Genomic DNA, 19,261 nt, shown 5'->3' with positions numbered 1-19,261 from the left:
CCAAACCTCTGCCGCGCTCAGCGGGCGCGGTGGGCGTAGTGGGTCGCGGCGCGTTCGACCAGAATGCTTTCGTGCAGGGACTCCAATGCCATCACCCTGACCCGCCCGAGGTTCTTCAGCGGCACCATGCGTTCCACATAGACTTCCGGGCCGGCGTCGGTCATGGCGCGCGACTTGCTGAAACCGTAAGGCACCACGCCCTTGTTGCCATCCTTGCTGCCACCTACGTACAGGACGACCGACATACAAGACCCCCTTGCTGCACTACTACGTTAGGGACGCGAGCATACCCAGCGCGTCGTGAGGAGCTTTCCACGCACGTTAACGCCGGCTGTTTGCGGTTTGGTGACGGGCACAAGGCAGCTCGCGCATCACGGCCGCGTCACCCCGCCTGGCCGTCCAATCGCCATCCTTCCCCTCTGTAGGACATCGCATGGACCTCAAGAGTGGCTATCCGTTCTGGTCGATCCGCAATGGATTGATGCGCGCCTATCCACGCCTGGAGCAAGACACCAGCAGCGAAGTGGCGATCGTCGGGGGTGGCGTCACTGCCGCATTGATCGCGCATGAGCTGGTGCGTCACGGACACGAGGTACTGGTAATCGAGCAGCGCGAGATCGGCTGGGGCAGTACCTCGGCCAGCACCGCGTTGCTGCAGTACGAAATCGACACGCCGATGATCGATCTGGCCAAGCGGCACGGCTTGCCAGCGGCCGCGCTGGCGTATGGCGCATGCGCGCAGGCCATCGTCGACCTACAGGATCTATGCGACAGTCTGGGCGGCTGCGATTTCACCCGCCAGGACAGCCTGTATTACGCCAGCCGGGCGCGCGATGTGAATGACCTGCGTCGCGAGTTCGATACCCGCCAGGCACATCGGCTTCCGGTGGACTGGATCACGCGCCCCGCGCTATGGCACGACTACGGCGTACGCTCGGACGGGGCAATCCTCAGCCATCTGGCTGCCAGTGTCGATCCCTACCGGCTGTGCTACCGCCTGTTCGCCGAATGCGAACAAGACGGTGCGCGCATCTTCGACCGTACCACCATCGCCTCGATCGTCCCGCAGGGCCAGTACGTCCACCTGCGCACCGACGAAGGCGTTGGCATACGCGCCCGGCACGTCATCATGGCCGCCGGCTACGCCAATCAGCAGTGGCTGTCGCAGCGGGTTGCGCGCAACCGCAGCAGCTATGCCTTGGTCACCGACCCGCTGCACGACCGCGAGATGGGAGCACTCAAGCACACCATGATGTGGGAAACCGCACGCCCGTATCTGTATCTGCGCAGCACGCCGGATGGCCGTGTGGTCGCAGGCGGCGAGGACGACGACGTGGATATTCCGGCGCGGCGCGATGCGCGCGTCCAGGGCAAGCTGAAGACGCTGTTGCAGAAGATCGGCAAGCGCATGCCCGATGTCAGCCTGCGTCCGGTGTTCTCCTGGGCCGGTACGTTCGCCGAGACCGCCGACGGGCTGCCGTTCTTCGGCCAGCACGTTGAATTGGGTCCACGCGTGGCCTTCGCCATGGCCTACGGCGGCAATGGCATCACCTACAGCGCCATTGGCGCGGGCCTGCTGCGGGCGCAGCTGGAGGGCAAGCCGCATCCGCTGTCGACGCTGTTCGGTTTCTCGCGGCTGCGCTGAGCACCGCCAGCCAACGTTCGGGTGCCAGCAGCGAACCACGTCACGGCCTTCGCATCATCAGCCGCTGCGCAACGTCCAAGGCCACCAGCCGCAGCCTTGCAGCGCATAGCGATCAGCAGCGCGCTCCAGCGGATTGCGCACGTGGATACCGCCACACAGCAGGTACACCGGCAGGAACAACGGCCCGAGCAGCATGTATTGATAGACGTGGGCACGTTCGTGATCGCCTAGCCGCACCGGCGGATGCTCGCAGCGCCCGGCCGCATGCGCATAGGTACTGCAGCGCAGATCCAGCGACGCGCCCTTGAGCAGGATCACGTTACCCAATGTCATCGCCCCGCCCGGCCCCCAGGGCCAGGCATGAAACACGATCGCCAACTCCCGTGCGGACCAGCGTGGGCGTGCACCGAAACAGCTTCCAAGCGCGCCGGCCAGCAGGCCAAGCACGGTGTTGGGCAGCGTCCACAACGCGCCGACTGCCAGCAGGACCGGCCGGCCTTGCGGCGGCGGACTCAATCGGTTTGCGTCGGGATCAACAGCCACAGGATCAGATAGACCAGGATGCCCGGGAATGCGGCCGAGGCGAGCGATACCACCACGAACAACACGCGTAGCAAGGTGGAGTTCCACCCCATGCGGCGCGCAATGCCGCCGACGACGCCGGCGATCATGCGGTCGTTGAGGGAACGGGATAATCCGGTAGCGGCCATGGTCAGGCTCCTTGAACGTGACAGGCAGTCTAGAAAACCGCGCGCCAGCATGCCGTGACGGCATGGCCCGGACGGTGGACGCCCGCAGGCACGCGCCCATCAGCATCGACGGCATCAGGCAACAACGTCGCGCTCCTGCAACCAGCGATGGATCGCCACTGGCACCTCGCGCTGCGCGCGTCCGGAGACATAGATTCCGATATGCCCGCCGCGAAAACCCAGCTCGCTGTAATCCGCACTCCCCACCAGCCCACGCAGGGCGCGCGAGGCATCGGGCGGCACCAGGTGGTCATGTTCGGCGTAGATGTTCAGTACCGGCATGTCGAGCTGTTGCAAATCGACCAGCTGCCCGCCGATGCGCACCTGGCCGGTGACCAACCCGTTGCGCTGGTAGAACAGGGTGACGAATTCGCGGAATGCCTCGCCCGCCAGGTCGGGGGAATCGAAGATCCACTTTTCCATACGCAGGAAATCCTCCAGCGCCTGCTTGTCGTCGAGGATGTCGAGCAGACCGACATACTTCTGCAGGTTGAGCCGGAATGGCTTGAGCATCAGGTAACTGGCGTTCATCAGGTCCGCTGGGACATTGCCCATGGTGTCCACAAACAGATCCACATCGACCATGCGCGCCCAGTTGGACAGCATGTTGTCGGGGGTGTGGAAATCCACCGGGGTGACCATGGTGATGAGGTTGCGTACCTTGCGCCGCTGCAGCGCGGCGTAACACAGCGAGAAGGTGCCGCCCTGGCAGATGCCGAGCACGTCCACCGCGTCCACCCCGGCGTGCTCGCGCAGGTGATCCACCGCGCCGTCGAGGTAGCGCAGCAGATAGTCTTCCAACGTGAGATAGCGCTCGGAGCGGTCCGGGTAGCCCCAGTCCAGCACGTAGACATCCTGGCCATGGCTCAACAAGCCCTTGACCAGCGAGCGATCGGCCTGCAGGTCGACCATGTACGGGCGATTGACCAGCGCGTAGACGATCAGCAGCGGTGTCCTGGCCACCGGCGCCTGGTCGCCGACGAAGCGATACAGCACCACCTTGCCATCGCGCCAGATTTCCTCGCGCTCGGTGACGCCGTAATCGACATCCTCCACGCCGGGCAGCAACTTGAGACCGTCGCGCAACTTGCGCTGCAGCGATAGCGTCTCCTGCATCAGGTCTTCGGCACTGAATCCCAGCGGCCCCTTCATGACCTGGCTCCACGCGGCTTGCCGGCAGTGGACTTGCCTGCGGCCTTACCCGCGCCAGCGCTGGAGGCCGGCTTAGTCGCCGCAGTCTTTTTGACCGGCTTCGCGGCAGCAGCCGGCTTGCGCGCCGCCCCCGCGGCCGATGCCGCCCTGCGCCGCGGCGATGCTGCCGTCACCGGCTCGGCCTCGAGTGCGTCAGGTGCCCGCGCCTTGCCCGATGCGCTGGTCGCACTGCGCAGCATGCGCCGCACCGTCCGCTCCAGTTCGGCGATGCGGCGATGTGCAGCGTCCATTTCCGAGCGCGTGGGCATGCCGAAGCGTTCGCTGAGCTGCTCCACCTCTTCCTGCAGCGCGGCGCGCAGACGCATATGCGCATTGGCAAAGCCGCCGTAGACCGCGCGAAACTGGTCCGACAGCGCGATGTCGGCGTAGGACTCTTCGGCCGCCTCGATCCACAGATCGAACAGGGCGCGCGCGCTGGTCAGCTGGCTGCCGCTGCTTTCGTGTTCGCCGAGCTTGCTGGTGAAGCGAGCAAAGGCCTGCTCGATCGCCGCCTTCAACTGCTCGCCATAGGCCTGCGACTGGGCCTGGAAGTCTTGTTGGGCACGCGCCAGCTTCTGCAGGCGTGCCTGGTGATTGCGGTTCAGCCCGAACGCGGGCATGTCCAGCCATGGCGCGTTTTCCTCCCGCCATTTGCCCAGCGCCTGGGCCGCCTGCTGCAGCCAGGGGTCGAAACCGCCGGGGCTGCCGCCGCGCAGCGAGCCCAGGGTCCATTGCATCAATTGCTCGCCCTGCCCCTGCACGGCACGTCGCCAGGCATCGGAGACCTCGTTGGCCGAGGTGTCGCGCCCGGCAAACTGCGCGGCAACCTGCTGCATGGTGCCGAACCAGTCGCCGGCCTGGCTACGGAAGCGGTCAATGGCCTCCTGCGCCTGCGGTGCGGCCTGGGTGGGCAACAGCTGCGACCACCAATCCACCGCCTTGCGCCAGTCCTGCGGGGCATCGCCGCCTGCAGGCGGCGGTTGCGCAGCGGCGCCAGCCTGGCCGTGACGCATGGCATCTCCCCAAGCCGCCCAGTACTGGCGCGCCTTGTCCTGAAAATTGCCATTGTCCGAGCCACTGCTTGCCATCATCCCCTCGTCGGTGTGTCCACCCGGCCATCCTACCGCGTGTACCGGGCTTTGCTGGTCAGGGTTTTGGGATCCGCAGCGTCTTGCTGATCATCAGCGAGCCGGAGACCGCAAACAGCAGCACCAATGGGTGGAACTGCCAGGGACCCAACTGCCACTGTCCCCACCACAGGGCCTCGCCGACACGCCCGGTGCTGGCGGCCACCGCCAGCAGGATCACCAGCGCCAGGCTGGTGGGAATTGGCGTGCCTTCGAAGTACGGCACCTTGTCCGCCTCGCCGGCGATCTCTTCGGCAGTCACGTTGTAGCGCGCCAGCCGGCTCACGCCGCAACAGACGAAATAGCTCAACACCAGCCAGTCCCAGCCACCGCGCATGCCGCAGGCATAACCGAGCGCAGCCGGTGCGACGCCGAACGAGATCACGTCCGCCAGCGAGTCCAGCTCGCGCCCCAGCGTGGACGAGGCCTTGCGCCAGCGTGCGACGTGCCCGTCCAGCGCATCGAACACGAAGGCCAGCGGAATCAACGCCATGCCCAGCAGCAGGTCGCCGCGATGGCCTTCCTGCAGGAAGCGCATCGCCGCGAAGATCGCCCCGGTACCGCAGAAGGCATTGGCCAGGGTGAACCAGTCCGCGAGTTGGAAATCGCGCAGCATCGAAAAATGGCGTTTCATGCGGGGCCTGAAGAAAGCGGGGTGCAAAGGGTAACGCGCGCGCGCCACGCAGGCGACCGTTGCCCCCGCACTCCGCTAGGCTGGCGAGCAGCGTGGCCGCTCCCGGCCGCGCACGCTTTCCCGACCTTCAAGGACACCCGATGCGCAACATCCTCATCACTGGCGCCGGCAGCGGCATCGGCGCCGGCATCGCCACCCACCTGGCCCGCGACGGCCACCATCTGCTGGTCAGCGACATGGACCTGGCCGCCGCCGAACAGATCGCGCAGCAGCTGCGCCACGCTGGCGGCTCGGCCGAGGCACTGGCGCTGGACGTGGGCGACGAAGACAGCATTGCGGGCGCGCTGGCCAGCGCATCGCGCGCGCCGCAGGTGCTGGTGAACAACGCCGGCCTGCAGCAGGTGGCTGCGCTGGAAGAGTTTCCGATGCAGCGCTGGGCAGTGCTGGTGGATGTGATGCTCACCGGCGCCGCACGCCTGACCCGCGCGGTGTTGCCTGGCATGCGCGCGGCCGGCTACGGGCGCATCGTCAACATCGGCAGCATCCACTCGCTGGTGGCCAGCCCGTACAAGAGCGCCTATGTCGCGGCCAAGCATGGCCTGGTCGGCCTGGCCAAGGTGATCGCACTGGAAACCGCCGACTGCGACATCACCGTCAACACCCTATGCCCCAGCTATGTGCGCACGCCGCTGGTGGAGCGCCAAATCGCCGACCAGGCACGCACACGTGGCATTGCCGAAGCGACGGTGATCCGCGAGGTGATGCTCCAGCCGATGCCCAAGGGCGCCTTCATCGAGTACGACGAGCTGGCCGGTACGGTGGCCTTTTTGATGACGCCTGCCGCGCGCAACATTACCGGACAATCCATCGCCATCGATGGCGGCTGGACGGCCCAATAACCGCACTGGTGAAATTTTCACCAGCCAGATTGGCAGCCTTGCAGCGCAAGGGCTGCCATTGGTTGTCCACAGACTTGCGCAGCGTCCATCCACAGGCGGTGTGGAAAACTGTGCGACGGCTCCAGGGGGGCTGCCAGTCGCTGGCCGGCGCCTCGGCCGCTCACGATGGCGCACCGCATCGGCTACGCGGCTTGCGCGCAGCGTGCTGGCGGCCACGCCATCCACTCAAACGCGCGAATAACTCCAGGACTGCATGCGCCCGTCGCGATACGGCATCACGCCATGGAACGGCCGCGGGTCGCCATCGAACACCAGCGGCAGGAAGTTGCGGTCGCCCTCCCACATCGGCACCTGGTCCAACTGCGCGAGGGATACCCACTCCAGCGTGCCTTCGGGATTGGACGCCTGCGGGATGCCGTCGAAGCTGCGGATCAGGAACACGAACCCCAGCCAATCCTCGCCTTGCTTGCCGAACCCGGGCCAGCTGATGGTGCCGCGCAGTTGCATGTCGCCGCACTCCACACCGGCTTCTTCGCGGATCTCGCGGCGCATGCAGGCCAGCACGTCCTCATCCGGCTCCACCTTGCCCCCGAGACCGTTGTACTTGCCCAGGTGCTGATCGCCGGGACGCGCATTGCGATGGATCATCAGTACCTGCGTGCCGTCCGGCGACAGCAGGTAGCCCAGGGTGGCGACAATCGGGGTATAGGGCATGGCACAGGATCTGACACGAAGCGCATCAGTATGACCGATGCCATGGCCTGGACGCAGAGGTGATCGCCATAAGACACGTCGCCTTGATGAGCCGGCATCTTGGGCAGCAGCCACACGATCTGCAGCCTGGCCGGCCGATGACCGAGTGGCGATCAATCGGCCATCATGGTCGCGCCCGCTACACCGACAGATGCAACGCAGCGATGGATGTCAGCCAACAACGGCCTGCGCACCCGGCCTTGGCGGAGCGACGTACCCGGAATCCAGCCGCAAGGTCGCCACCCCATGGCCGCGTTCGGCCAGATACTCCAGCCACTTGCCCAGGAAGGTGTTCATGCGCATGCGGTGGCTGATGAGCTCGGCCGGCGGCGGGAACATGCCCATCACGTCCTGCCAGCGACGGCCCACGTAGCAATGCGTGGTCTCCGCCTGGCGAGCATCGCGGTACAGGCGCACATATGCCGAGGGATCCGGCTCGCCGGTGACCGGGTCGCACAGATCGTAGGTCAACCGCAGCTCGACGGTGTAGCGGTGGCACTCGATCACATCCAGGCGCAGGTCCAGGCCATCACCGATCGAGGACACGTACGACCCCGGTGCCAGGTCGCCCGGTGCGAACAAGCGGGTCAGATGCTGGAAGTTCTCTGCATACAGGCCCATCAACCAGCCGAACCGGCTCAGGCGGGGAATGATGTCGAGTTTGCTCAAGGTCTGGGCCATGCACCGATCCTACACGCTGCGCTGCCGCACGGGCAGCATTGACGAGGGCCCGACGACAGGCCTACCTTGGCGGAGTACTGCCCCGCCCGATCGATTTCCCCCGGGCTGCCAGCAAGCCGTCCGACGAATCGCGGCGGCATCCGGAGTGCGAACGCGCCGCTTGCTTGCCCAATCCCGAATCCGGCCCCACCAATCCCGGCCTCAAAACATCTCCCGCTGCAGCCCCAAGGTGGACAACACCTTGCTGGAGATTTCCTCGATCGAGGTGTTGGTGGTGCTGAGCGAGGGGATACGTTCCATCTGGAACATGCGCTCGGCGATGGCCACTTCACGCCGACAGGTCTCGGCGGCGCTGTAACGCGAATTGGCGCGCCGCTCCTGACGGATCTGCTGCAGACGTTCCGGATCGATGGTCAGGCCGAACAGCTTGCTGCGGTAATTGCGCAGCCGCGGCGGCAGCTGCTCGTTGTCCAGGTCTTCATCGGTCAACGGATAGTTGGCGGCGCGGATGCCGTAATGCAAGGCCAGGTAGATGCAGGTCGGCGTCTTGCCGGCGCGCGACACCGCCACCAGGATCACGTCGGCCTCGTCGTAATTGAGCGCAATCCCGTCGTCGTGGCTCAGCGCGAAGTTCATCGCGTTGATGCGCCGATGATAGGTTTCGAAGTCCACCATGCCGTGCGCGCGCCCCACGCGCGAATGCCGTGGCGCATTGAGCTCGCGCTCCAGCGGCTCGATGAAGGGCGCGAACACGTCCAGCATCAGCGCACCGCTCTCGGCCAGGATCATGCTCAATTGTGGATCCACGCACGAATTGACCACCACCGGGCGCACCTGATACCGCTCGCCGGCGGCGCGCACCCGCATCGCGGCATCGCGCGCCTTTTCTGCATCATCGATGAACGACATGCGGTCGGTGACGAAGTTGAATCCGCTGAACTGGGTGAGCAGGCTATGCCCAATCGTTTCAGCGGTGATACCGGTTCCATCGGAGACGTAAAAGACCGGCCGGATTGTTGACATCAAGACCACCTCTTTGAACTGGTGTCCAAAACTTACGGGTTCATGCTTGTGCAGATTCCGCTGTGCGCTGCATCATAGCGGCTTCTTCCTACGGACGCGGCCATCCAAGCCCGCTCGGGCGATGGCCATACGGAGCATCGCGCTTGAACGAGAATATCCTGTGGTTGCATGAGCTACGCTTGGTCGATCTGGCCCGCGTAGGCGGTAAAAATTCCTCGCTCGGCGAGATGATCGGCAACTTGGCCGGGTTGGGCGTTTCGGTACCCGGTGGATATGCGACCACTGCCGAGGCATTCAAGGACTTCATTGCCCACAACGACCTGTCCAAGCGCATCTTCGACAAGCTCGAAACGCTGGATGTGGAGGACGTCAATGCCCTCACTGTCGCCGGCAAGGAAATTCGCGGCTGGGTGATCGATGCCCCGCTGCAGCCGGAGCTGGACCGCGACATCCGCACCGCCTACGAAAAACTCTGCGCCGAAAACGGCGGCGGCGACGTGGCCGTGGCAGTGCGCTCCTCCGCCACCGCCGAGGACCTGCCCGACGCATCGTTCGCGGGCCAGCAGGAGACCTTCCTCAACGTGACCGGCGCCGACGACGTCGTGCACAAAGTCAAGGAAGTGTTCGCCAGCCTCTACAACGACCGTGCGATCGCCTACCGCGTGCACCACGGCTTCAAGCACGAGGACGTGTTCCTGTCGGCCGGCGTGCAGTTGATGGTGCGCTCGGGCGTGGGTTCGTCGGGCGTGCTGTTCACGCTGGACACCGAATCCGGCTTCCGCGACGTGGTGTTCGTCACCTCCAGCTTTGGCCTGGGCGAAATGGTCGTGCAAGGCGCGGTCAACCCGGACGAGTTCTACGTCTACAAACCCACCTTGACTGCGGGCAATCCGGCGATCCTGCGCCGCTCACTGGGTAGCAAGGCCATTCGCATGGTGTATTCGGATGTGCCCGGTGAACGCGTGCGCATCGAAGACACCCCGGCGGAGCTGCGCGGCACCTTCTCGATCAGCGATGAAGACGTGCAGGAGCTTTCCAAGCAGGCCCTGGTGATCGAAAAGCATTATGGCCGCCCGATGGATATCGAGTGGGCCAAGGACGGGGTCAGCGGCAAGCTGTTCATTGTGCAGGCGCGCCCGGAGACGGTGAAGTCGCGCAGCCACGCCACCCAGATCGAGCGCTTCTCGCTGGATGCCAAGGACGCCAAGATCCTGGTCGAAGGCCGCGCAGTGGGCGCAAAGATCGGCAGCGGCGTGGCACGCGTGGTGCGCTCGCTGGACGACATGAGCCGCGTGCAGGCCGGCGACGTGCTGATCGCCGACATGACCGACCCCGACTGGGAGCCGGTGATGAAGCGCGCCTCGGCCATTGTCACCAATCGCGGTGGCCGCACCTGCCACGCCGCGATCATCGCGCGCGAGTTGGGCGTGCCGGCCGTGGTCGGCTCGGGCAATGCCACCGACATCATCAGCGATGGACAGCAGGTCACCGTGAGCTGCGCCGAGGGCGACACCGGCTTCATCTACGACGGCCTGCTGCCGTTCGAGCGCACCACCACCGATCTGGGCAACATGCCGCCTGCCCCGCTCAAGATCATGATGAACGTGGCCAACCCGGAGCGGGCCTTCGACTTCGGCCAGTTGCCCAACGCCGGCATTGGCCTGGCGCGCCTGGAGATGATCATCGCCGCGCATATCGGCATCCATCCGAATGCGCTGCTGGAATACGACAAGCAGGACGCGGACGTGCGCAGGAAGATCGACGCCAAGATCGCCGGCTACGGCGACCCGGTGAGCTTCTACGTCAATCGCCTGGCCGAAGGCATCGCCACGCTGACGGCATCGGTGGCACCGAACACGGTGATCGTGCGCCTGTCGGACTTCAAGTCCAACGAATACGCCAACCTGATCGGCGGCTCGCGTTACGAGCCGCATGAAGAGAACCCGATGATCGGCTTCCGCGGCGCCAGCCGTTATGTCGATCCGTCCTTCACCAAGGCCTTTGCGCTGGAGTGCAAGGCGGTGCTGAAGGTGCGCAACGAGATGGGCCTGGACAACCTCTGGGTGATGATTCCGTTCGTGCGCACGCTGGAAGAAGGCCGCAAGGTGATCGAGGTGCTGGAGCAGAACGGGCTCAAGCAAGGCGAGAACGGGCTGAAGATCATCATGATGTGCGAACTGCCGTCCAACGCGCTGCTGGCCGATGAGTTCCTGGACATCTTCGACGGTTTCTCGATCGGCTCCAACGACCTGACCCAGCTCACCCTGGGCCTGGACCGCGACTCGTCGATCGTGGCGCATCTGTTCGACGAGAGAAACCCGGCGGTGAAGAAGCTGCTATCGATGGCGATCAAGTCGGCGCGCGCCAAGGGCAAGTACGTGGGCATTTGCGGTCAGGGGCCTTCGGATCACCCGGAACTGGCTGAGTGGTTGATGCAGGAAGGCATCGAATCGGTGTCGCTGAATCCTGACACCGTGGTCGATACCTGGCTGCGCCTGGCCAAGCTCAAGAGCGAGAGCTGATGGGAGTGTTGGGTGCAATGATGGCCGCCGCTGCGGGAGCAGCGGCGGCCACGACCAAGACCGTGGTGGTCGCCCCCCAGGCGCCCACTGGCTGGGACAAGGTGGACTGGGCGCAAATCCTGCTGGACTGGGGGGTTGCGCTGGTCATCCTGGTGGTGGGCATGTGGCTGGCCAAGCAGCTCAGCCAGTGGCTGCATCGTGCACTGACGCGCGCCCGTGTCGAAATCACGCTGACCAACTTCCTGCGCAACGTCGCGTACGCGTTACTGCTGGTACTGGTATTTGTCAGCACCCTCAGCAAGATCGGCGTACCGCCGACGTCGTTGATCGCGGTACTGGGCGCGGCAGGTCTGGCGGTCGGCCTGGCGTTGAAGGACTCGCTGTCCAACATCGCTGCCGGGGTCATGCTGATCGTGTTGCGGCCGATGCGCGATGGCGACCATGTGGTGATTGCCGGGCAGGAAGGCATTGTCGATGAGATCCGGATCTTCCAGACCCGGCTGCGGGCCTTCGACGATCGCATGATTACCCTGCCCAACAGCACCATTTCCACGGCGCCCATCATCAACTACAGCACCCTGCCCAACCGCCGGCTGGACGTGACGGTGGGCGTGGGCTACGACGACGACCTGAAGAAAGCCCAGCAGTTGTTGCTGCAGATTGCCAAGGACAACCCTCACGTACTGGACTCGCCCGCGCCATTCGTGCAGGTGACCAATCTGGGCGAGAGCACGGTCGACCTGATGCTGTTCGCCTATTCCACCAATGCGGACTTCGGCGCGGCCAAGAGCACCACGCTGGAGCAGATTCGCCATCAGTTGCTGGAGAACGGGCTGCATATCCCCTATCCGCAGCGCGACCTGCACGTGTATCACCACGATGCCGACGGCAAGCCGATCTCCGATCTGCTGATCAAAGGCATCACCGACGATGGCGACCTCGCCAAGGGGCCATCGCTGGCACGGTGAGGTTGACAAGCTGAGAGACAAAAGGCCGCATCGAAGGATGCGGCCTTTTCTGTTCGTCAGCCCTGATCCGGGGCGAGTCGCAGGCTTGCGCCCTGCCCGATGTTCCCAGATGGCTCAGTACGGCGATCGCCCGCGTGAGATCACCGACAGTGATCGTGACGCTCAGCCTTCCAACTCGGCGGCGGTATCGCCACCCAGTGCCCCCATGAACTGCCGGTAGTGGCGCAGCTCGGCGATGGAATCGCGCACGTCGCTCAGCGCGGTATGCGCCGAACTCTTGGCAAAGCCATTGGCCACGGCCGGTGCCCAGCGCCGCGCCAGTTCCTTGATGGTGGACACGTCCAGGTTGCGGTAGTGGAAGTAGCGCTCCAGGCGCGACATCTGGCGGTGCAGGAAGCGGCGATCCTGGCAGATCGAGTTGCCGCACATCGGCGAAGCGCCGGCGCGGATCCACTCGTTCAAGAACGCCACGGTCTGCGCCTCGGCCTGTGCGTGGGTGACCTGGCTGTCCAGAACGCGCTGCCACAAGCCCGAACGGCGATGCTGGTTGCGGTTCCACTCGTCCATCGCCTCCAGCGTTTCCAGCGGATGGGCGATGGCCAGTTCCGGCCCTTCGGCAAGCACGTTCAACTGCGCATCGGTCACGATGGTGGCGATCTCGATGATCGAGTCCTGGTCGGTGTCCAGGCCGGTCATTTCCAGATCGATCCAGATCAGTCGGTCGTTGCCTGCAAGGGTGTCTGCCATATCGCCGTCCTGTGGATGGCCGTCGCCGGCCGGGTGCTGGAAAGGGCGCGCATCATACCGCGCCCATGTGGCTCACGGCAGCAGCGGCGGCTTGCCGCGCTTTGCCCGAAAGTAATTGGTCAGCCGCAGGCTCGCCTCGGCCGCAAGGACCCCGCCGGCCACCTGCACGCGGTGGTTGTGGCGCGGGTCGGCCAGCAGGTCGAACACGCTGCCGCAGGCACCGGTCTTGGGGTCGCTGGCAGCGAACACCACTCGCGCGATGCGCGCATGGATCATCGCCATGGCGCACATCGCACACGGCTCCAGGGTGACGTACAGCGTGCAGCCGAGCAGGCGGTGATTGGTCAGCCGGCGCCCGGCTTCGCGCATCGCCACGATCTCGGCATGCGCGCTGGGGTCGTGGCTGGCGATGTTGAAATTCCAGCCCTCGCCCAGTACCTGGCCCTGGGCATCGATCAGCACCGCGCCAACCGGGATCTCGTCAAAGTCACGCTCGGCACGCTCGGCTAGCTGCAAGGCATGCTGCATCCACTGCCGGTCCAGCCGCAGCTGCGGCGCATCGTCGATGCTGCAATCGGGCGACACGCTCACGCCGCTCCGCCGCCCTGGCGATCCAGGAACGCGGCGAAGGCAGCCACCGTGGCCTCGCTGACATGGTGCTCGATCCCTTCGGCATCGCGACGTGCGGTGGCCTGGTCGATGCCCAGCGCCAGCAGAAAGCGCTCGACGATCTGGTGCCGCTGCCGGCTGGAAGCGGCCAGCGCCTCGCCGGCCGGGGTCAGGAACACGCCACGGTAAGGGCGCTGCACCACCCAGCCATCGCGCACCAGCCGCTTGAGCATCTTGGCCACGGTGGGCTGCGCCACGCCCAGGCGCGCGGCGATATCGACCTGGCGTGCCTCGCCACCGTCGACCAGCAGATCGGAGATCAGCTCCACGTAGTCCTCGACCAGCTCGGCGCGGCGCGCTTCGCGCACCTGGCGGAAGCTCTCCATATGCACCTGCGCATCGATCAGGGACGGCGCAGCTGCCATCGTCTTCTCGCTCTTGCCCACCCTTGTCCTCGTCATTGCGTCCGGCATCGCTGCCCAGGCCCCTAGTGTGAGGCACGCGATCACGCATTACGATTGGATTCGCCAATGCTCAACAGAATAGCAATTGCTATATCATCCGTTCGATCCGCTCCCGTCCGCCTTCCTATGCTCGCCGACAAGCTCGCTCCTGCACCGCCACCCGCCCAGAGCGGTGGCGGCCCTGGCGATCACCACGCCAGCGTCGCCGTGCCCCACAAAGGCCACTGGTGGTTCCGCCTGCTGGCCTTTCTGGGCCCGGGCTACATGGTGTCGGTGGGCTATATGGACCCGGGCAACTGGGCCACCGACCTGGCCGGCGGCTCGCAGTTCGGCTACCTGTTGCTGTCGGTGATCCTGCTCTCCAACCTCATGGCGATCGTGTTGCAGAGCCTGTCGGCGCGGCTGGGCATCGCCACCGGGCTGGACCTGGCACAGGCGTGCCGGGCGCGCTACCCACGCGCGGCCAACCTGGCGCTCTGGGGAATGTGCGAGCTGGCGATCATCGCCTGCGACCTGGCCGAGGTGATCGGCACCGCGATCGCACTGAAGCTGCTGTTCGGCATCCCGCTGACTCTGGGCGCGATCATCACGGCCGTGGATGTGGTGCTGGTGTTGCTGCTGATGCACCGTGGCTTCCGCGCGCTGGAAGCCTTCGTGATGGCCTTGCTGCTCATCATCTTCGTCTGCTTCGGCATCCAGATCGCACTGGCCGCGCCACCGATCGCGGCGGTGCTGGGCGGCTTCATCCCGCACGCACAGGTGGTGACCGACCCGCAGGCGCTGTATCTGGCGATCGGCATCATCGGCGCGACGGTGATGCCGCATAACCTGTATCTGCATTCCTCGATCGTGCAGACGCGTGCGTATCCGCGCACAGATGCGGGGCGCCGCTCGGCCTTGCGCTGGGCGGTTACGGACAGCACAGTGGCGCTGATGTTCGCGTTGTTCATCAACGCGGCCATCCTGATCCTGGCCGCGGCAGTGTTCCATGCGCAAGGACGCACCGACGTACAGGAGATCGAGCAGGCGCATGCCCTGCTCGCGCCGATGCTGGGCGTAGGCCTGGCCTCGACCTTGTTCGCGGTCGCCCTGCTCGCCTCCGGCGTCAATTCCACCGTGACCGCGACCCTGGCCGGGCAGATCGTGATGGAAGGTTTCCTGCAACTGCGCCTCGCACCCTGGCTACGCCGCCTGGTCACCCGCAGTATCGCCATCGTGCCGGTGCTGGTGGTGACCTGGTTGTATGGCGAGGCCGGCACGGCGCGGCTGTTGGTACTGAGCCAGGTGGTGCTGTCGATGCAGTTGCCGTTTGCGGTGATCCCACTGGTGCGCTTCGTCTCCGACCGGCAGCTGATGCGCGCACTGGTGGCACCGGCCTGGCTGGTCCGGCTGGCCTGGCTGATTGCCGCGATCATCGTGTGCCTGAACTTGAAACTCCTATGCGACATCGCGCTCGGCTGAGCCGATCGTGCGTCGACATCACGCAGAAGCAATCCGAACAGGTGCATCGACGAGCTTGCGCAGTATCGAACCATGGCTCAGCACGATGGCTTGGGCAGCATCTGCGCTCCTTGCCGCTACCAGTGCGGTTGCTTCCGGCGGGTCTACCACCCCCACTCCACTTGCGCGATGGCGAGCATAACGCCCGCGCACGCTCCCCCAACCCCATCGACTTGGGCTATCGTATCCCCAGCTGAAGGCTATGGGGACAGCTTCAGCATCGTCGGCCGCCGCCGATAAAAGCTACGCTGATCGCCGCACTGCGGCGGCACTCGACTCAATCATATAAACGCGTTCAGGGGAATTGCGATGCTTCGTCACTCTTTGCGGGTGCGCCTGCTGTTGCCGGTGCTGGCTCTGGTGCTGGTCGTGGTGTTGGCGCTGACGGTCATTCTGGCCATTACCGAAGCCAATCGGGTCAGGTTCGAAACCGGCGAATCCATCGAGCGCCAGTCGGTGTCCTTGCAGACCTTGTTCGCAGTCACCCGCTCGATGATGCTGGACCGCGTGCACTCCTCCATGCGCCAGCTGCGCAGGGATGCCAATGCACAGGGTGCGCCGAGCCTGGGCAACGAGGTGCGTGTTGCCAACCGCAATGCCAACGATCTGTTGCTGGGCCAGCGCTCGCAGGCCAACGTCTTCACCATGCTCGACGACGTCACCTCGATTCACGAAGGCACCGCCACGCTGTTTTCGCGTACCGGCGAGGACTTCGTGCGCATCTCCACCAACGTCAAGAAGGACGACGGCAGCCGCGCCATCGGCACCGTGCTCGACCCTGCCGGCCAGGCGTCCGCCAAGCTGCGCAGCGGCGAAAGCTTCTATGGCGTGGTCGACATCCTGGGCAACCCCTACGTGACCGGCTACGAGCCAATCGTCGCCGGCAATGACAAGCGTGTCATCGGCGCCTGGTACGTGGGCTACAAGGCCGACACCCAAGCACTGGAAAACGTGGTCAGCAGCCGCCGCGTGCTCGACTCAGGCTTCATCGCCGTGTTCGACAGCACCAACAAGCTGCGCTTCCAGTCGACCACCGGTGCCACCACCGACACCGCCACCATCGAGCGCATCGTCAAGGAAACCCCGGACGACTGGGTGGTGACCAAGCAGGACGTGCCGGACTGGGGCTTCACCCTGGTGTCGGCGTATCCCAAGAGCGACGTCAACGGCGTGATCGTGCGTCAGTCGTTGTGGATCGCCGGCATCGGCCTGCTGGTCTGCGCCCTGCTGCTCGGCCTGCAGTGGGCCTTGATCTGGAGCCGCGTGCTGCGCCCCATCCAGCACCTGACCACCGTGGCCGAAGAACTCAGCCTGGGCAAGTGGAACCACACCATCACCGAGGTCAATCTCAAGGACGAAATCGGCACGCTGGCACGCGCCATCTCGCGCCTGTCCAACAGTGTCCGCCTGGCCATGGAGCGGCTCAGCAAACGCTGAGCTGCTGCAGACGCCTCCGTACCAGACGATGCTAGGAAGACGCCATGTCCAATGAATTCCGTCCGCTGATCGAGGTCCTGCGCGAACTCAGGGCGCTGGCATTGAAGAAGGCGTCCGGCTTCCTCTTCGTCGTCACCGAAGAAAACCATTCCTGCATCGTCCGCATCAACGCCGGTCAGATCGAGGAAGTGGTCTTTCGCATGCTGCGCAACGACGAGGCGGTGCAACGCCTCACCATGGTCGGTGCCGCGAAGGCGCGCTTCCAGGCCGATCCCGGCGCCGGCCTGGGCAAGCCCTCGCTACTGGGCGAAGACTCGCGTCAGTGGTTGATGGGCGGTTTTGAACAGGATCTGGGCGGGGCGCCGACACAAGCCCGCGCGCCGGTTGCGTCCGCCCCAGTTCCGGCGCCTGCGCCTGCGGCATCACCCGCCCCTGCGCCGTCAACCAATGGCGGCGCCGGCGCTCAGGACGCGCGCGTTCGCGATGCACTGGAAAAAGTCGCGCTGAACTATCTCGGCCCCATCGCCGGCATGCTGTGCGACGAAGCCTGGGAAGCGTCCAGCGATATCGAACAGGTGCTCAGCCAGCTGAGCGCCAACCTGGCCACGCCGCAGGAAGGCCAGCGCTTCATGACCGACGCGCGCGCCGCGCTGGCCAAGCTGCGCTGACGGCGGCCCCGCGCGTTGCGCAATCGCAAGGCCGCACGCGTCGCCAGGCGTCGCCTGTGCACTGCGGCGGCTGCACGCCCTGACGATTGCGCGCTAGGTCCTGCCAGCCATTGGGGACGCTACGCAATGAACGCGATACCAGCTTTCACAAACGCCGACATCAAGTAGCTGCCGCTGGCATCGCCCCGGCACCCGCCGAAGTAGAACCTGCGCACGCTGTCGTCGTGGGCGCACACCGCTGTGATGACCTCGCTCAACTGCACGGATTTTCCCTCCTTCCACCGTCGTCGCACGCTGACAACATGGGTCGACCAATCCCCCGGCTTTGCTTCGTCGAAGGGATAATCCGGGGGCGGAGCCGACTTCTGCGCGATCGCGTTGTAGCCCATATCCTTCCTGATGGAGTCGTAGCCGTATTTCGACTTCTCGACCCTTCCTGCGACCGTTCGCGTGCCCGAAAAGCCGCTACCGATGGCTTTTGTCAGAATGTAATCGGGTACCAACGACGACGGATGACGCTCGGGCACATGCACCTTGTTGTTCGTGTCACTGTCCTGCATCCAACCACTGCGAATCATTCTTCCAGGCTCAGATTTCACCCTCTCGCCTGGCGCACTGAAGAAATAGAGTCTGATGCCACTGGGAATCATGTATTGCCCATGCCCCCACAGCAATCCGGCGTGCCCCCAGATCAGGCACTGATCCACCCCTGGGGTGGAACTCTTGAAGAAATAGAGCTTTTCGCCCAGCTCGACTGGAGCCTTACCATCGTGCGCGCGCTCTTTCATCACCATCTACAACGTCAGGAGTAGATCCGAGGCTAGCTCCAATTCCACGCAGGCACCCGGCAGATCGTCTCACCCAGCAGCCCGATGGGATCGCAATCCCGCACTCCACGAACGCTTCACAGCAACTAAGACTACTGGAAGCGGATCATGACACTGCCCCCTGGCCGACCCACGACGACCAGGGCCTGACGATGGCCCACAAAGGACCGGATGTCACTCCCACTCAATTATAAATTACAAAACAAAGACTATATAAATCAGTAGCTTGAAGATTGCATTACTCACTAAACCATGAAAAATACCACGTTCAAATCAGCGAGATAGCGCGCGCCCTGTATCAGCGTAATCCGACTTCGCGCAACCTTCCGAGGCCGTGGCCATCTGCCGCAACAGAATGGCTAGCTCGGCCGGGTTGCCGTCGCGGCGGACTTCGGCCAACAGTTCCGCTGCATAGGTCGGATCGGCGCGGAAGTGCTCGGCTATCGCCGTGTCATGCGATCTGTCTTTCATTTGTCGCCTCCTCTCTGTTTGAGATGACCTAAGTTTAATATTGCCACGCATTTTTCTTGAACAGTTCGACTTCCTCGGAAGCCATAACCTCAGGCGTTTCAGAAGCATCCTTTATTACTATTCCTGAAGTGTCCAACACTTCCAGAAGCTTCTTATTCGATATCCAACTATTATCCCATAGTTGTAGTTTTTCTCCATTCACAATGCGGCATAATGTTTCAGAGCTTTGATGTTCGATATTAATGGCCTTAGGTTTCCTGATTAGCCCCATCCCTCAGCCAAGAAAGTTGCTTGCCATGCGCAAAACTCGCTCTGGGCAAGGCTTGCAGCGCATCAGCGCCGTCGC

At 64.4% G+C, this 19,261-nt stretch carries 21 protein-coding genes; 7 read left to right on the top strand and 14 right to left on the bottom strand.

Annotation, left to right across the window (positions count from 1 at the left end; translation table 11 throughout):
* Positions 1-17 precede the first annotated feature (17 nt).
* On the bottom strand, positions 18-245 hold the full coding sequence (locus XcuCFBP2542_RS16320) for a hypothetical protein (RefSeq protein WP_104604972.1): 228 nt from the start codon (positions 243-245) through the stop codon (positions 18-20).
* A gap of 188 nt (positions 246-433) precedes the next feature.
* On the opposite strand from XcuCFBP2542_RS16320, the gene XcuCFBP2542_RS16315 reads away from it, so the two are divergent.
* Complete coding sequence (locus tag XcuCFBP2542_RS16315; RefSeq protein WP_104604970.1) at positions 434-1,645, top strand: NAD(P)/FAD-dependent oxidoreductase; 1,212 nt, start codon at positions 434-436, stop codon at positions 1,643-1,645.
* 57 nt (positions 1,646-1,702) lie between these two features.
* On the opposite strand, the gene XcuCFBP2542_RS16310 is transcribed toward XcuCFBP2542_RS16315, so the two are convergent.
* The 5 genes from XcuCFBP2542_RS16310 to XcuCFBP2542_RS16290 all read right to left on the bottom strand — a co-directional run bounded on the left by XcuCFBP2542_RS16310 (position 1,703) and on the right by XcuCFBP2542_RS16290 (position 5,346).
* Positions 1,703-2,161: a hypothetical protein gene (locus XcuCFBP2542_RS16310; protein ID WP_170067016.1), complete on the bottom strand. Its 459-nt coding sequence runs from the start codon at positions 2,159-2,161 to the stop codon at positions 1,703-1,705.
* Entirely contained in the window at positions 2,158-2,355 is a 198-nt protein-coding gene (locus XcuCFBP2542_RS16305) for a PspC domain-containing protein (protein WP_104604966.1), read from the bottom strand. Before XcuCFBP2542_RS16305 ends, XcuCFBP2542_RS16310 begins: the two co-directional genes overlap by 4 nt.
* Before the next feature lie 114 nt (positions 2,356-2,469).
* Complete coding sequence (locus XcuCFBP2542_RS16300) at positions 2,470-3,546, bottom strand: class III poly(R)-hydroxyalkanoic acid synthase subunit PhaC (protein WP_104604964.1); 1,077 nt, start codon at positions 3,544-3,546, stop codon at positions 2,470-2,472.
* Positions 3,543-4,676, bottom strand: coding sequence for a class III poly(R)-hydroxyalkanoic acid synthase subunit PhaE (phaE, locus tag XcuCFBP2542_RS16295; protein WP_104604963.1), 1,134 nt, complete (start codon positions 4,674-4,676; stop codon positions 3,543-3,545). Before phaE ends, XcuCFBP2542_RS16300 begins: the two co-directional genes overlap by 4 nt.
* A 55-nt stretch (positions 4,677-4,731) precedes the next feature.
* Complete coding sequence (locus XcuCFBP2542_RS16290) at positions 4,732-5,346, bottom strand: CDP-alcohol phosphatidyltransferase family protein (protein ID WP_167526901.1); 615 nt, start codon at positions 5,344-5,346, stop codon at positions 4,732-4,734.
* 140 nt (positions 5,347-5,486) lie between these two features.
* On the opposite strand from XcuCFBP2542_RS16290, the gene XcuCFBP2542_RS16285 reads away from it, so the two are divergent.
* On the top strand, positions 5,487-6,245 hold the full coding sequence (locus XcuCFBP2542_RS16285; RefSeq protein ID WP_104604961.1) for a 3-hydroxybutyrate dehydrogenase: 759 nt from the start codon (positions 5,487-5,489) through the stop codon (positions 6,243-6,245).
* A 225-nt stretch (positions 6,246-6,470) separates the two neighbouring features.
* Here XcuCFBP2542_RS16285 and XcuCFBP2542_RS16280 read toward each other — a convergent pair whose 3' ends face one another.
* The 3 genes from XcuCFBP2542_RS16280 to ppsR all read right to left on the bottom strand — a co-directional run bounded on the left by XcuCFBP2542_RS16280 (position 6,471) and on the right by ppsR (position 8,702).
* On the bottom strand, positions 6,471-6,959 hold the full coding sequence (locus XcuCFBP2542_RS16280) for an NUDIX hydrolase (RefSeq protein WP_104604959.1): 489 nt from the start codon (positions 6,957-6,959) through the stop codon (positions 6,471-6,473).
* Positions 6,960-7,169: 210 nt separating this feature from the next.
* Positions 7,170-7,679 carry a DUF1249 domain-containing protein gene (locus tag XcuCFBP2542_RS16275; RefSeq protein ID WP_104604957.1) on the bottom strand — a complete coding sequence of 170 codons (510 nt, stop codon included), beginning with the start codon at positions 7,677-7,679 and terminating at the stop codon, positions 7,170-7,172.
* Positions 7,680-7,880: 201 nt separating this feature from the next.
* Entirely contained in the window at positions 7,881-8,702 is an 822-nt protein-coding gene (ppsR, locus tag XcuCFBP2542_RS16270; RefSeq protein WP_104604955.1) for a posphoenolpyruvate synthetase regulatory kinase/phosphorylase PpsR, read from the bottom strand.
* Between the two features lie 143 nt (positions 8,703-8,845).
* Between ppsR and ppsA the strand changes: the two genes are divergently transcribed.
* Together ppsA and XcuCFBP2542_RS16260 are read left to right on the top strand one after the other, a co-directional pair.
* A complete protein-coding gene (gene ppsA, locus XcuCFBP2542_RS16265) occupies positions 8,846-11,224 on the top strand; it encodes a phosphoenolpyruvate synthase (RefSeq protein ID WP_104604953.1) in 2,379 nt (792 codons plus the stop codon).
* Positions 11,224-12,192, top strand: coding sequence for a mechanosensitive ion channel family protein (locus XcuCFBP2542_RS16260; RefSeq protein WP_104604951.1), 969 nt, complete (start codon positions 11,224-11,226; stop codon positions 12,190-12,192). Before ppsA ends, XcuCFBP2542_RS16260 begins: the two co-directional genes overlap by 1 nt.
* Positions 12,193-12,354: 162 nt before the next feature.
* On the opposite strand, the gene orn is transcribed toward XcuCFBP2542_RS16260, so the two are convergent.
* From orn to mntR, 3 genes are all read right to left on the bottom strand, one after another.
* Positions 12,355-12,939, bottom strand: a complete 585-nt coding sequence (orn, locus tag XcuCFBP2542_RS16255; protein ID WP_104604949.1) for an oligoribonuclease — start codon at positions 12,937-12,939, stop codon at positions 12,355-12,357.
* Between the two features lie 72 nt (positions 12,940-13,011).
* Positions 13,012-13,467: a tRNA adenosine(34) deaminase TadA gene (gene tadA / locus XcuCFBP2542_RS16250; protein WP_167527005.1), complete on the bottom strand. Its 456-nt coding sequence runs from the start codon at positions 13,465-13,467 to the stop codon at positions 13,012-13,014.
* Positions 13,468-13,526: 59 nt separating this feature from the next.
* Complete coding sequence (mntR, locus tag XcuCFBP2542_RS16245) at positions 13,527-13,994, bottom strand: manganese-binding transcriptional regulator MntR (protein WP_104604945.1); 468 nt, start codon at positions 13,992-13,994, stop codon at positions 13,527-13,529.
* Positions 13,995-14,138: 144 nt separating this feature from the next.
* Here mntR and XcuCFBP2542_RS16240 point away from each other — a divergent pair, with 144 nt between their 5' ends.
* From XcuCFBP2542_RS16240 to XcuCFBP2542_RS16230, 3 genes are all read left to right on the top strand, one after another.
* Positions 14,139-15,473: an Nramp family divalent metal transporter gene (locus XcuCFBP2542_RS16240; RefSeq protein ID WP_104604943.1), complete on the top strand. Its 1,335-nt coding sequence runs from the start codon at positions 14,139-14,141 to the stop codon at positions 15,471-15,473.
* Positions 15,474-15,821: 348 nt separating this feature from the next.
* Positions 15,822-16,949, top strand: coding sequence for a Cache 3/Cache 2 fusion domain-containing protein (locus tag XcuCFBP2542_RS16235; protein ID WP_104604941.1), 1,128 nt, complete (start codon positions 15,822-15,824; stop codon positions 16,947-16,949).
* 44 nt (positions 16,950-16,993) lie between these two features.
* Positions 16,994-17,617 carry a DUF8082 domain-containing protein gene (locus XcuCFBP2542_RS16230; protein ID WP_104604939.1) on the top strand — a complete coding sequence of 208 codons (624 nt, stop codon included), beginning with the start codon at positions 16,994-16,996 and terminating at the stop codon, positions 17,615-17,617.
* A gap of 119 nt (positions 17,618-17,736) precedes the next feature.
* On the opposite strand, the gene XcuCFBP2542_RS16225 is transcribed toward XcuCFBP2542_RS16230, so the two are convergent.
* Together XcuCFBP2542_RS16225 and XcuCFBP2542_RS16220 are read right to left on the bottom strand one after the other, a co-directional pair.
* Positions 17,737-18,411 carry a putative adhesin gene (locus XcuCFBP2542_RS16225; protein WP_104604937.1) on the bottom strand — a complete coding sequence of 225 codons (675 nt, stop codon included), beginning with the start codon at positions 18,409-18,411 and terminating at the stop codon, positions 17,737-17,739.
* A gap of 306 nt (positions 18,412-18,717) precedes the next feature.
* Complete coding sequence (locus XcuCFBP2542_RS16220) at positions 18,718-18,915, bottom strand: addiction module antidote protein (protein WP_104604978.1); 198 nt, start codon at positions 18,913-18,915, stop codon at positions 18,718-18,720.
* Positions 18,916-19,261: the final 346 nt, after the last annotated feature.

Origin of the sequence: Xanthomonas cucurbitae (assembly GCF_002939885.1) — a bacterium.
Classification (GTDB): Bacteria; Pseudomonadota; Gammaproteobacteria; order Xanthomonadales; family Xanthomonadaceae; genus Xanthomonas; species Xanthomonas cucurbitae.
The sequence above is the reverse complement of the archived record's forward strand: the minus strand, read 5'-3'. Positions and strand labels throughout refer to the sequence as shown.